This is a genomic window from Domibacillus tundrae (assembly GCF_000970675.1).
In the GTDB taxonomy this organism is placed as follows: Bacteria; Bacillota; Bacilli; order Bacillales; family Domibacillaceae; genus Domibacillus; species Domibacillus tundrae.
Genome location: NZ_LAJA01000016.1, coordinates 15,354 through 27,754, shown reverse-complemented (window position 1 = coordinate 27,754; position 12,401 = coordinate 15,354). Strand labels below are relative to the sequence as shown.

The 12,401-nt window shown below is 43.8% G+C and carries 21 protein-coding genes; all 21 read left to right on the top strand.

The genetic code is table 11. The features are described from left to right. Positions 1–191 precede the first annotated feature (191 nt). The 21 genes from rpsL to rplF all read left to right on the top strand — a co-directional run bounded on the left by rpsL (position 192) and on the right by rplF (position 12,383). Positions 192–614, top strand: coding sequence for a 30S ribosomal protein S12 (rpsL, locus tag VQ00_RS13605; protein ID WP_046180693.1), 423 nt, complete (start codon positions 192–194; stop codon positions 612–614). 38 nt (positions 615–652) lie between these two features. Beyond that, entirely contained in the window at positions 653–1,123 is a 471-nt protein-coding gene (gene rpsG / locus VQ00_RS13600) for a 30S ribosomal protein S7 (RefSeq protein WP_046180692.1), read from the top strand. Between the two features lie 45 nt (positions 1,124–1,168). After that, positions 1,169–3,247 (top strand): elongation factor G, encoded by a 2,079-nt coding sequence (gene fusA / locus VQ00_RS13595; protein ID WP_046180691.1) that lies wholly within the window; start codon positions 1,169–1,171, stop codon positions 3,245–3,247. Positions 3,248–3,375: 128 nt separating this feature from the next. Continuing rightward, positions 3,376–4,563 carry an elongation factor Tu gene (gene tuf, locus VQ00_RS13590; RefSeq protein WP_046180690.1) on the top strand — a complete coding sequence of 396 codons (1,188 nt, stop codon included), beginning with the start codon at positions 3,376–3,378 and terminating at the stop codon, positions 4,561–4,563. A gap of 235 nt (positions 4,564–4,798) precedes the next feature. Then, entirely contained in the window at positions 4,799–5,107 is a 309-nt protein-coding gene (gene rpsJ / locus VQ00_RS13585; protein WP_018395154.1) for a 30S ribosomal protein S10, read from the top strand. A 39-nt stretch (positions 5,108–5,146) separates the two neighbouring features. Then, positions 5,147–5,779 (top strand): 50S ribosomal protein L3, encoded by a 633-nt coding sequence (rplC, locus tag VQ00_RS13580; RefSeq protein ID WP_046180689.1) that lies wholly within the window; start codon positions 5,147–5,149, stop codon positions 5,777–5,779. Positions 5,780–5,809: 30 nt separating this feature from the next. Next, entirely contained in the window at positions 5,810–6,433 is a 624-nt protein-coding gene (gene rplD, locus VQ00_RS13575) for a 50S ribosomal protein L4 (protein WP_046180688.1), read from the top strand. Next, positions 6,433–6,717 (top strand): 50S ribosomal protein L23, encoded by a 285-nt coding sequence (gene rplW / locus VQ00_RS13570; protein WP_046180687.1) that lies wholly within the window; start codon positions 6,433–6,435, stop codon positions 6,715–6,717. Before rplD ends, rplW begins: the two co-directional genes overlap by 1 nt. Before the next feature lie 33 nt (positions 6,718–6,750). Then, on the top strand, positions 6,751–7,581 hold the full coding sequence (gene rplB, locus VQ00_RS13565; protein WP_046180686.1) for a 50S ribosomal protein L2: 831 nt from the start codon (positions 6,751–6,753) through the stop codon (positions 7,579–7,581). Between the two features lie 60 nt (positions 7,582–7,641). Then, entirely contained in the window at positions 7,642–7,920 is a 279-nt protein-coding gene (gene rpsS, locus VQ00_RS13560) for a 30S ribosomal protein S19 (protein WP_018395159.1), read from the top strand. 19 nt (positions 7,921–7,939) lie between these two features. Beyond that, positions 7,940–8,281 carry a 50S ribosomal protein L22 gene (rplV, locus tag VQ00_RS13555; RefSeq protein WP_045851857.1) on the top strand — a complete coding sequence of 114 codons (342 nt, stop codon included), beginning with the start codon at positions 7,940–7,942 and terminating at the stop codon, positions 8,279–8,281. 3 nt (positions 8,282–8,284) lie between these two features. Then, positions 8,285–8,941 (top strand): 30S ribosomal protein S3, encoded by a 657-nt coding sequence (rpsC, locus tag VQ00_RS13550; RefSeq protein WP_046180685.1) that lies wholly within the window; start codon positions 8,285–8,287, stop codon positions 8,939–8,941. 1 nt (position 8,942) lies between these two features. Beyond that, the gene (rplP, locus tag VQ00_RS13545; protein WP_046180684.1) at positions 8,943–9,377 is read left to right on the top strand and encodes a 50S ribosomal protein L16; all 435 of its coding nucleotides are present in this window, start codon (positions 8,943–8,945) and stop codon (positions 9,375–9,377) included. Next, the gene (gene rpmC / locus VQ00_RS13540) at positions 9,367–9,564 is read left to right on the top strand and encodes a 50S ribosomal protein L29 (protein WP_045851860.1); all 198 of its coding nucleotides are present in this window, start codon (positions 9,367–9,369) and stop codon (positions 9,562–9,564) included. The genes rplP and rpmC overlap by 11 nt, the downstream gene beginning before the upstream one ends. Before the next feature lie 19 nt (positions 9,565–9,583). Beyond that, the gene (gene rpsQ, locus VQ00_RS13535; protein WP_045851861.1) at positions 9,584–9,847 is read left to right on the top strand and encodes a 30S ribosomal protein S17; all 264 of its coding nucleotides are present in this window, start codon (positions 9,584–9,586) and stop codon (positions 9,845–9,847) included. A gap of 44 nt (positions 9,848–9,891) precedes the next feature. After that, a complete protein-coding gene (gene rplN / locus VQ00_RS13530) occupies positions 9,892–10,260 on the top strand; it encodes a 50S ribosomal protein L14 (RefSeq protein ID WP_046180683.1) in 369 nt (122 codons plus the stop codon). 42 nt (positions 10,261–10,302) lie between these two features. Next, complete coding sequence (gene rplX / locus VQ00_RS13525; RefSeq protein ID WP_046180682.1) at positions 10,303–10,614, top strand: 50S ribosomal protein L24; 312 nt, start codon at positions 10,303–10,305, stop codon at positions 10,612–10,614. 26 nt (positions 10,615–10,640) lie between these two features. After that, the gene (rplE, locus tag VQ00_RS13520; protein WP_046180681.1) at positions 10,641–11,180 is read left to right on the top strand and encodes a 50S ribosomal protein L5; all 540 of its coding nucleotides are present in this window, start codon (positions 10,641–10,643) and stop codon (positions 11,178–11,180) included. Positions 11,181–11,204: 24 nt separating this feature from the next. Next, entirely contained in the window at positions 11,205–11,390 is a 186-nt protein-coding gene (locus tag VQ00_RS13515) for a type Z 30S ribosomal protein S14 (RefSeq protein ID WP_046180680.1), read from the top strand. A 30-nt stretch (positions 11,391–11,420) separates the two neighbouring features. Beyond that, on the top strand, positions 11,421–11,816 hold the full coding sequence (gene rpsH, locus VQ00_RS13510; protein ID WP_046180679.1) for a 30S ribosomal protein S8: 396 nt from the start codon (positions 11,421–11,423) through the stop codon (positions 11,814–11,816). Between the two features lie 30 nt (positions 11,817–11,846). Further along, on the top strand, positions 11,847–12,383 hold the full coding sequence (gene rplF / locus VQ00_RS13505; RefSeq protein WP_046180678.1) for a 50S ribosomal protein L6: 537 nt from the start codon (positions 11,847–11,849) through the stop codon (positions 12,381–12,383). Positions 12,384–12,401: the final 18 nt, after the last annotated feature.

Genomic DNA, 12,401 nt, shown 5'->3' with positions numbered 1-12,401 from the left:
AAACGAAAATGTTACTATGATCAAGGTGCTCCTATACGACCTTACCTTATGTCTGGATATAGGAACAAAACAATCATTGCCACTATTCGCAAAGGACGTTTTTGCAGGTTTTCTGCAAGAACTTTGTTTTTGCCCAAAAATGACCCACCTGGAAGTGTGGGCTTAGAAAAAAAGGAAGGGAGGATCTTTACATGCCTACAATTAATCAGTTAGTACGTAAGCCTCGTAAATCAAAGATCACTAAATCGAATTCTCCGGCGCTTAATAAAGGATTCAACAGCTTTAAGAAAGCCCAAACGAATGTACTTTCTCCGCAGAAACGCGGTGTTTGCACACGTGTTGGTACAATGACGCCGAAGAAACCAAACTCAGCGCTTCGTAAATATGCACGTGTGCGTTTGAGCAACGGTATTGAAGTAACAGCTTATATCCCAGGTATTGGCCATAACCTTCAAGAGCATAGTGTTGTTTTGATTCGCGGCGGACGTGTAAAAGACTTACCGGGAGTACGTTACCACATCGTTCGTGGTGCGCTTGATACTGCCGGCGTTGAAACTCGTCGCCAAGGCCGTTCTAAATACGGTACAAAACGCCCTAAAGCTCCTAAAGCATAAAAAACTTATAAACTCAATTTCCGAAAGGAGGAAAAAATATGCCACGTAAAGGCCCAGTAGCAAAAAGAGATGTATTGCCTGATCCGCTTTACAACTCAAAACTCGTTTCTCGTCTTATTAACAAAATGATGGTTGACGGTAAAAGAGGAAAATCCCAAGCAATTCTTTACGCAGCTTTTGAAACGATCCGTGAACGTACGGGTAATGATCCAATGGAAGTATTTGACCAGGCAATGAAAAACATCATGCCAGTACTAGAGGTGAAAGCACGCCGTGTCGGCGGTGCTAACTACCAGGTGCCAATTGAAGTTCGCCCGGAACGCCGTACAACACTCGGTCTCCGCTGGTTGGTGAATTATGCGCGTCTTCGCGGTGAAAAAACAATGGAAGAACGCCTTGCAGCGGAAATTATGGATGCTGCAAACAACAGCGGTGCTTCTGTGAAAAAACGCGAAGATACACACAAAATGGCGGAAGCAAACAAAGCATTTGCTCACTACCGCTGGTAATCTTTAAACTAAACCCAACCTCATTCAGGAAGGAGAAAGACATAGATGACAAGAGAGTTCTCCTTAAATAACACTCGTAACATCGGAATCATGGCTCATATCGATGCTGGTAAAACAACAACGACTGAGCGTATCCTGTATTACACAGGACGCATTCACAAAATTGGTGAAACGCATGAAGGTGCTTCTCAAATGGACTGGATGGAGCAGGAACAGGAGCGTGGTATTACAATCACGTCTGCTGCAACAACTGCTTCTTGGAAAGGCCATCGCGTTAACATCATCGATACACCAGGACACGTAGACTTCACCGTTGAAGTTGAACGTTCACTTCGCGTGCTTGATGGTGCTGTAACGGTTCTTGATGCTCAATCAGGCGTAGAGCCACAAACGGAAACAGTATGGCGTCAAGCGACAACATACGGTGTTCCCCGCGTCGTATTCGTTAACAAAATGGACAAATTGGGTGCTGACTTCCTTTACTCTGTTGGCACAATCCATGACCGTCTAATGGCGAATGCACACCCAATTCAATTGCCGATCGGTGCTGAAGACGATTTTTCAGGCATCATCGACTTAATTGAAATGAAAGCAACTGTGTACGGCAATGACCTCGGAACTGAAATCGATGTTGTTGACATTCCTGCAGACTATAAAGATCAAGCAGATGAGTACCGTGAGAAGCTAATTGAAGCTGTAGCGGAACTTGATGAAGAACTAATGGAGAAATACCTTGGCGGCGAAGAATTGACGAATGATGAAATCAAAGCTGCGATTCGTAAAGGTGTTATCAACGTAGAATTCTTCCCTGTAATGGTTGGTTCTGCATTTAAAAACAAAGGTGTTCAACTTATGTTGGATGCTGTTATCGACTACCTTCCAGCTCCAACGGATGTACCGGCAATTAAAGGTACGCTTCCAGACAGCGAAGAAGAAGTGGAACGTGCAGCAAGCGACGAAGCGCCGTTTTCGGCTCTTGCGTTCAAAGTTATGACGGATCCTTATGTCGGTAAATTAACATTCTTCCGCGTTTATTCGGGTGTTCTTCAGTCCGGTTCATACGTGCAAAACTCGACTAAAGGAAAACGCGAGCGTGTAGGACGTATTCTACAAATGCATGCCAATTCCCGCGAAGAGATTTCACAAGTCTACGCAGGCGATATTGCCGCTGCGGTTGGTTTGAAAGATACAACAACAGGCGATACACTTTGTGAAGAAAAAAATCTTGTTATTCTTGAGTCTATGGTCTTCCCTGATCCGGTTATTCATCTTTCTGTTGAACCGAAAACAAAAGCTGACCAAGATAAAATGACAAATGCGCTTCAAAAACTTCAAGAAGAAGATCCAACATTCCATGCGCATACTGATCCTGAAACGGGTGAAGTTATTATCGCAGGTATGGGTGAACTTCACTTGGATATTCTCGTCGACCGTATGCGCCGCGAGTTTAAAGTAGAAGCGAATGTGGGAGCACCACAGGTAGCTTACCGTGAAACATTCCGTGCAAGTGCACAGGTTGAGGGTAAATTTGCCCGTCAATCCGGTGGACGCGGGCAGTTTGGCCATGTTTGGATCGAGTTTTCTCCTAACGAAGAAGGAGCAGGCTTTGAGTTTATAAATGGCGTCGTCGGTGGTTCTGTGCCACGCGAATACATTCCAGCAGTTCAAGCAGGTCTTCAAGATGCTATGAAAAATGGTGTTCTTGCCGGCTATCAATTGATCGATGTTAAAGCCCGCCTTTTTGACGGTTCTTATCATGATGTCGATTCATCTGAGATGGCATTTAAAATTGCTGCGTCAATGGCGCTTAAAAACGCAGTTTCAAAATGTAACCCGGTACTTCTTGAGCCGCTTATGAAAGTGGAAGTTGTTATTCCTGACGAATATCTTGGTGATATCATGGGTGATATTACATCACGCCGTGGACGCGTAGAAGGTATGGAAGCACGCGGCAACGCACAAGTTGTTAAAGCGTTCGTTCCACTTTCACAAATGTTCGGTTACGCTACTAACTTGCGCTCTAACACGCAAGGACGCGGTAACTATTCTATGCACTTCGATCATTATGAAGAAGTGCCGAAAAGTGTTATGGAAGACATCATCAAAAAAAATAAAGGCGAATAATTGATTTATACCAGCTAATCAAGTATAAATACTATTGTAAGCTTTCCCTCTTTCCGCAAAAGAGTTTTTTGCGGAAGGAGAACCATAAAAACTACTACTAATTTCACTATTTTGAGGAGGACTTCCTAATGGGAAAAGCAAAATTCGACCGTTCAAAGCCGCATGTTAACATTGGCACAATTGGCCACGTTGACCATGGTAAAACAACTCTAACAGCTGCAATCACAACTGTTCTTGCAAAAACTGGTGGTGCGGAAGCACGTGCATACGATCAAATCGACGGTGCACCAGAAGAGCGCGAGCGTGGTATCACAATCTCAACTGCACACGTTGAGTACGAAACTGAAACTCGTCACTATGCACACGTTGACTGTCCAGGACATGCTGACTATGTTAAAAACATGATCACTGGTGCAGCACAAATGGACGGCGGTATCCTAGTAGTATCTGCTGCTGATGGCCCGATGCCACAAACACGTGAGCATATCCTTCTTTCACGTCAAGTAGGTGTTCCGTTCCTAGTAGTATTCATGAACAAATGTGATATGGTTGATGACGAAGAGCTTCTTGAACTTGTTGAAATGGAAGTTCGCGATCTTCTTTCTGATTATGACTTCCCTGGCGATGACATTCCTGTTATCAAAGGTTCTGCTCTTAAAGCACTTGAAGGCGATGCTGCATGGGAAGAAAAAATCCATGAGCTTATGGCTGCTGTGGATGAGTATATCCCAACACCAACACGCGATACTGATAAGCCATTTATGATGCCTGTTGAGGATGTTTTCTCAATCACTGGCCGTGGTACAGTGGCAACTGGACGCGTTGAGCGTGGACAAATCAAAGTTGGTGACACAATCGAAATCATCGGTTTCACTGAAGAGCCAAAAACAACAACGGTAACAGGTGTTGAAATGTTCCGTAAGCTTCTTGATTATGCTGAAGCTGGCGACAACATCGGCGCACTTCTTCGCGGTGTAGCTCGTGAAGATATCCAACGTGGTCAAGTATTGGCTAAACCAAGCACAATCACGCCACATACAACGTTCAAAGCGGAAGTTTACGTTCTTTCTAAAGAAGAGGGTGGACGTCACACTCCATTCTTCACAAACTACCGTCCACAGTTCTACTTCCGTACAACTGACGTAACGGGTATCTGCAACCTTCCTGAAGGCGTAGAAATGGTTATGCCTGGTGACAACGTAGAAATGTCAGTAGAATTGATTGCTCCAATCGCGATTGAAGAAGGTACTAAATTCTCAATCCGTGAAGGCGGCCGTACAGTAGGCGCTGGCGTTGTAGCATCAATCCAAAAATAAGTTTTCACCCCGAAACAGTCCGGTTCCGGCCGGGCTGTTTTTTGTTTGTAAAAAACTTTCTTTATGGTGTTGCATTCAAAGGAGAAAGCATGTATAATAATAAATGTTGGTTTTTGACAGCGTTGATGCGGAAGGTTGCTGACACACCCGGCCGCTTTGCCATGGCGGTGTCGTCAGGGAAAAATTTTCGCGGAGTATGTCTATTAGCTAAATAGGCGATAAAGGAGGGAAAATAATGGCAAAACAAAAAATTCGTATTCGTTTGAAAGCATATGATCATCGTATTCTTGATCAATCAGCGGAGAAAATCGTTGAGACAGCAAAACGTTCTGGTGCAAGTGTATCCGGTCCGATCCCGCTTCCAACTGAGAAATCTATCTACACGATTCTTCGTGCGGTTCATAAGTACAAGGATTCTCGTGAACAGTTCGAAATGCGTACTCATAAACGTTTAATCGATATCGTGAACCCAACTCCAAAAACAGTTGATTCATTGATGCGTTTAGACTTGCCGTCAGGCGTTGACATCGAAATTAAACTTTAATAAATAAATACATTAATAAAAAATCAGGAGGTGTAACTCATGACCAAAGGAATCTTAGGAAGAAAAATCGGTATGACGCAAGTGTTTGCTGAAAACGGTGAACTGATCCCAGTAACTGTAATCGAAGCAGCGCCGAACGTTGTACTTCAGAAAAAATCAGTCGAAAGCGACGGCTACTCAAGCGTTCAACTAGGTTTTGAAGACAAGCGTGAAAAGCTTGCAAACAAACCGTTACTTGGACACGTGAAAAAAGCAGGCGAAGGCATCGCACCTAAGCGCTTCATTCGTGAGTTTCGTAACATCGACATCGATCTTGAAATTGGTCAAGAAGTCAAAGTTGATATTTTTGCAGAAGGCGACATCGTCGACGTAACAGGGATTTCAAAAGGGAAAGGCTTCCAGGGTGCTATTAAGCGTCACGGACAAAGCCGCGGACCTATGTCCCATGGTTCCCGCTACCATCGTCGTCCAGGTTCAATGGGACCTGTAGCGCCAAACCGCGTATTTAAAAACAAACTACTCCCTGGCCGTATGGGTGGAGAGCAAGTAACAGTACAAAACCTACAAGTCGTAAAAGTGGACGCTGAGCGCAACGTTCTTCTTATTAAAGGTAACGTTCCAGGATCCAAAAAAGCCTTGATCCAGGTTAAAACTGCGGTTAAAGCAAACTAATCAACTTTTACAAGAAAGGAGGAAACAGAAATGGCTAAAGTTAAAGTATTAAACCAAACTGGTTCTGAAGTCGGCGATATCGAACTAAACGACGCTGTATTCGGAATCGAACCAAATGAACACGTCGTATTTGAAGCAGTGATTATGCAGCGCGCATCTTTGCGTCAAGGTAATCACAAAGTTAAAAATCGTTCGGAAGTTCGCGGCGGCGGTCGTAAGCCTTGGAAACAAAAAGGAACTGGACGTGCGCGTCAAGGTTCTATCCGTTCTCCACAATGGCGCGGCGGTGGTGTGGTCTTCGGTCCGACTCCACGCAGCTACAGCTACAAATTGCCGAAAAAGGTACGTCGTCTTGCATTGAAATCTGCTTTGTCATCAAAAGTACAAGAGCAAAACATTCTTGTGTTGGAAGCTTTGTCATTCGACGCGCCAAAAACAAAAGAATTCACTGCAGTGTTGAAAAACTTGTCTGTTGACTCAAAAGCATTGATCGTAACAGATACAGTAAATGAATTCGTTGCATTGTCAGCGCGCAACATCCCTGGTGTAACAGTGGTTGAAGCATCTGGCATCAACATCCTTGACCTGCTTGGACATGATAAACTTATCATTACTAAAGCGGCGGTTGAAAAAGTAGAGGAGGTGCTTGCATAATGGATGCACGCGATGTGATTAAGCGCCCCGTTATTACTGAACAATCTATGGCTGTAATGGCTGAGAAAAAATACACTTTCGAAGTGGACGTACGTGCGAACAAAACGCAAGTCAAGACTGCTGTTGAAGCGATCTTCGGCGTTAAAGTTAAAAACGTGAACGTCATGAACTACAAAGGTAAATTTAAGCGTATGGGACGTCATGCCGGCTATACAAACAAACGCCGTAAAGCAATCGTTACATTGACGCAAGACAGCAAAGAAATCGAACTTTTCGAAGCGTAATAAACGCATAAAATAGAAGAGGAGGGACACGAAATGGCGATTAAAAAGTACAAACCGACCACAAATGGTCGTCGTAACATGACGACTTTGGATTATGCTGAAATTACAACAAGCACACCTGAGAAATCATTGCTTGAGCCGTTGAAAAAGAAAGGCGGCCGTAATAACCAAGGTAAAATCACAGTCCGTCATAGAGGCGGCGGTCACAAGCGTCAATACCGTATTATCGACTTCAAACGTGATAAAGATGGCATTCCAGGACGCGTTGCTACGATCGAATATGATCCGAACCGTTCCGCTAACATTGCACTCGTGAACTACGTTGATGGAGAAAAACGCTATATCTTAGCACCAAAAAACCTCGTAGTTGGAACAGAAATCGTGTCTGGACCGGAAGCAGATATTAAAGTAGGAAACGCACTTCCTCTTGTTAATATTCCGGTTGGTACAGTGATTCACAACATTGAATTGAAACCAGGCAAAGGCGGACAGTTAGTTCGTTCTGCAGGAACTTCAGCTCAAGTACTTGGTAAAGAAGGCAAATATGTACTCGTTCGCTTGAACTCAGGTGAAGTGCGCATGATTCTTTCAACATGCCGTGCTACAATCGGTCAAGTTGGTAATGAGCAGCATGAACTTGTTAACATTGGTAAAGCAGGACGTTCACGCTGGTTGGGCAAACGCCCTACTGTTCGTGGTTCTGTAATGAATCCGAACGACCATCCACACGGTGGTGGTGAAGGACGCGCGCCAATCGGTCGTAAAGGCCCTGTTACACCTTGGGGCAAACCAGCTCTTGGGTACAAAACACGTAAAAAAGTTAACAAATCAGATAAATTTATCGTTCGTCGTCGCAAAAAATAACGTAATTGACCTACGGTTCCAAGTGCGAACCGTAGACCAATCACGAAGGGAGGTACACAAATGGGCCGCAGCTTGAAAAAAGGACCTTTTGTTGATGATCATTTATTCAATAAAGTTGAAAAACTGAATGAAACTGAAAAAAAACAAGTTATTAAAACTTGGTCACGCCGTTCTACGATTTTCCCGACATTCATCGGACACACAATCGCTGTATACGATGGTCGTAAACACGTACCTGTATACGTTACTGAAGACATGGTTGGTCATAAACTTGGTGAATTCGCGCCAACGCGTACGTATAAAGGACACGTTGCTGACGATAAGAAAACAAGACGTTAATTGAGAGGAGGATATCCCAATGGAAGCTAAAGCTGTCTTAAGAACAGTCCGCATTGCTCCTCGTAAGGTGCGTCTAGTGATTGACCTGATCCGAGGCAAGCAAGTGGGAGAAGCAGTGGCGATCTTGAAACACACGCCAAAAACGTCATCTCCTGTAATTGAAAAATTATTAAACTCTGCTATCGCAAATGCAGAACATAACTATGATCTTGATGTAAACAACCTTGTTGTTACACAAGCTTTTGTAGACGAAGGACCAACATTGAAACGTTTCCGTCCACGTGCAATGGGACGTGCAAGCGCAATTAACAAACGCACTAGCCACATCACAATCGTCGTGGCAGAAAAAAAGGAGGGATAATTCGTGGGTCAAAAAGTACATCCTCATGGACTGCGCGTCGGGATCATTCGCGACTGGGATTCTAAATGGTACGCTGAAAAAGACTACGCAAATCTTCTTCATGAAGATTTGAAAGTACGCGGATACATCGAAGAGCGCCTTAAAGATGCTTCTCTATCCCGTGTTGAAATTGAACGTGCTGCGAACCGTGTTAACGTTACTGTTCATACTGCTAAACCTGGTATGGTTATTGGTAAAGGCGGTTCTGAAGTAGAAGCACTTCGTAAAGCTTTAAATGAAATTACAGGCAAACGTGTTCACATTAACATCGTTGAAGTGAAACGTGCTGACCTTGATGCAAAACTAGTAGCGGAAAACATCGCTCGCCAGCTTGAAAACCGTGTATCATTCCGCCGCGCTCAAAAGCAGGCTATCCAACGGACAATCCGTTCTGGTGCAAAAGGGATTAAAACACAAGTTTCAGGACGTCTTGGCGGAGCTGAGATTGCCCGTGCTGAACATTACAGTGAAGGATCAGTTCCACTTCATACTCTTCGCGCCGACATCGACTATGCAAATGTTGAGGCAAATACAACATACGGCAAGCTTGGCGTAAAAGTATGGATCTACCGTGGAGAGGTTCTTCCAACGAAGAAGCAAACTCAGGAAGGAGGCAAATAATATGTTGTTGCCAAAACGCGTAAAATATCGTCGTGTACACCGCGGCAAGATGCGCGGTCAAGCGAAAGGCGGAACAGAAATAGCATTTGGTGAGTATGGTCTTCAAGCAGTTGAAGCTTCTTGGATCACAAATCGTCAAATCGAATCTGCCCGTGTCGCGATGACTCGTTACATGAAACGTGGCGGTAAAGTTTGGATTAAAATTTTCCCTCACAAACCATATACGAAAAAACCTCTTGAAGTACGGATGGGTTCCGGTAAAGGTGCTCCTGAAGGCTGGGTAGCGGTCGTGAAACCAGGCAAGATCATGTTTGAAATTGCCGGCGTTCCTGAAGATGTTGCACGTGAAGCACTACGCCTTGCAGCGCATAAGCTTCCTATTAAATGCAAGATCGTAAAACGTGAAGAAATTGGTGGTGAATCAAATGAAAGCTAATGAAATCCGTGAACTTACCACTGCTGAAATTGAACAACAAGTAAAGTCGCTCAAAGAAGAACTCTTCAACCTTCGCTTTCAATTGGCGACGGGACAGCTTGAGAATACTGCCCGTATTCGTGAAGTACGTAAAGCGATCGCCCGCATGAAAACCGTGATTCGTCAACGGGAAATTGATAATCGATAATTGAAAGGAGGTTTGCACGATGAGCGAACGCAATCAGCGCAAAGTTTACACGGGCCGTGTTGTTTCTGACAAAATGGATAAAACAGTAACGGTTCTTATTGAAACATATAAAACACACAAGCTTTATGGCAAACGCATAAAGTACACTAAAAAGTTTAAGGCTCATGATGAGAACAACGAAGCGAAAATCGGTGACGTAGTCCGCATCATGGAAACACGGCCGCTTTCTGCAACAAAACGTTTCCGCCTTCTCGAAGTAGTGGAAAAAGCAGTCATCATCTAATTTATGTTCGGATAAATGTTAAAGTCCGAAAGGAGGTAACCTAAATGATCCAGCAAGAATCACGTTTAAAAGTAGCTGACAATTCTGGTGCACGTGAAGTATTAACGATCAAAGTCCTCGGTGGTTCCGGTCGTAAGACAGCTAATGTCGGTGATGTAATCGTGTGTACAGTAAAACAAGCAACACCAGGTGGCGTTGTCAAAAAAGGTGAAGTGGTAAAAGCGGTTATCGTTCGTACAAAGCGTGGAGTCAGCCGTAATGACGGTTCCTACATCCGCTTCGACGAAAACGCGTGCGTTATCATTCGTGACGATAAGAGCCCGCGTGGCACACGTATTTTCGGCCCGGTTGCCCGCGAACTTCGCGACAGCAATTTCATGAAGATTGTTTCCCTAGCTCCGGAAGTAATCTAATTGAACTGAATAAATAAAAGGCCCATCAAGGAGGTGCGCAACATGCACGTGAAAAAAGGCGATAAAGTGATGGTCATCACAGGCAAAGATAAAGGCAAAACAGGCGTTATTCTTGCAGCTTTCCCTAAAAAAGACCGTGTGCTTGTTGAAGGTGTTAACATCGTGAAAAAACATGCGAAACCTTCACAATTAAATCCGCAGGGCGGCATCCTAAGCCAGGAAGCAGCTATTCACGTATCCAACGTAATGCTGTTGGATCCGAAAACAAATGAACCTACTCGTGTAGGTTACAAAGAAGTGGATGGCAAAAAAGTCCGCGTAGCAAAAAAATCCGGTGAAACTCTAGATAAATAAAAAGTTCAAGAAGGGAGGTATTCTAAGTGAACCGCCTTAAAGAAAAATATCAAAAAGAAATTACACCTGCTCTTGTGAGCAAGTTCAATTATACGTCAGTAATGCAAGTACCTAAAGTTGAAAAAATCGTCGTAAATATGGGTGTTGGTGAAGCAGTCCAAAACGCTAAAGTATTGGATACAGCTGTTGAAGAACTTACTCAAATCACTGGTCAAAAGCCAATGGTTACAAAAGCGAAAAATTCAATCGCAGGATTCCGTCTTCGTGAAGGTATGCCAATCGGTGCGAAAGTAACTCTTCGCGGCGAGCGCATGTACGAATTCCTTGATAAACTTGTTTCTATTTCACTTCCACGTGTACGTGACTTCCGCGGCGTTTCTAAAAAAGCGTTTGACGGTCGTGGCAACTACACTCTTGGTGTGAAGGAACAACTAATCTTCCCTGAGATTGATTACGATAAAGTATCAAAAGTACGCGGCATGGACATCGTTATCGTCACTACTGCCAACACGGACGAAGAAGCTCGTGAGTTGTTAACACAAATTGGAATGCCGTTCCAAAAGTAATCGCTATATAAGGGAGGCGAAAACGTGGCTAAAAAATCAATGATTGCGAAACAAAAGCGTACACAAAAGTTTCAAGTGCAAGAGTACACACGCTGCGAACGTTGCGGACGTCCACACTCTGTATTACGCAAATTTAAACTTTGCCGTATTTGTTTCCGTGAACTAGCTTATAAAGGTCAAATTCCTGGCGTTAAAAAAGCCAGCTGGTAATACACTGATTCCGGAAGGAGGTAATTATAAATGGTTATGACAGATCCGATTGCTGACTTGCTGACTCGCATCCGTAATGCGAACATGGTTCGTCATGAAAAACTGGAAGTACCTGCTTCCAAAATTAAACGTGAAATCGCTGAAATCTTGAAACGTGAAGGATTCGTCCGTGACGTTGAGTTCATCGAAGACGACAAACAAGGTGTTATCCGTATTTTCTTGAAATATAGCGGCAATGAGCGTGTAATCACAGGCTTGAAGCGTATTTCTAAACCAGGTCTTCGCGTATATGCGAAAGCTGATGAGGTACCACGTGTTCTTAACGGACTTGGTATTGCGATTCTTTCTACATCCACTGGTGTAGTAACTGATAAAGAAGCCCGCGCTAAGCAAGTAGGCGGCGAAGTACTCGCGTACGTTTGGTAATAATCTTTTAAAGAATGGAGGTGCGAAACTATGTCACGCGTAGGTAAAAAAGTAATCGAGCTTCCAGAAGGCGTTACGATTACAAACAATAATAATGAAGTGACTGTCAAAGGTCCTAAGGGAGAATTGACTCGTCAGTTTAATAAAGATTTATCAATTGAAATTGAAGGCAGCAATGTAACAGTCGTTCGTCCTTCAGATTCAAAAGAACACCGTACAATCCACGGAACAACTCGTGCGCTTCTTGCCAATATGGTAGAAGGCGTATCAAAAGGATTTGAACGTAACCTTGAGTTGGTTGGTGTCGGTTACCGTGCACAAAAACAAGGAACAAAACTTGTATTGAGTGTAGGTTTTTCACACCCAGTTGAATTCGAAGCAGAAAATGGCATTGAAATCGATGTTCCTGCAAATACAAAAATCAACATTAAAGGGATCGACAAAGAGCGCGTTGGAGCGATCGCTGCCAACATCCGCCAAGTTCGTCCTCCTGAGCCGTACAAAGGTAAAGGTATTCGTTATGAAGGCGAGCAAGTTCGCCGCAAAGAAGGTAAAACAGGTAAATAATGCCGCTTAGGCATCAGA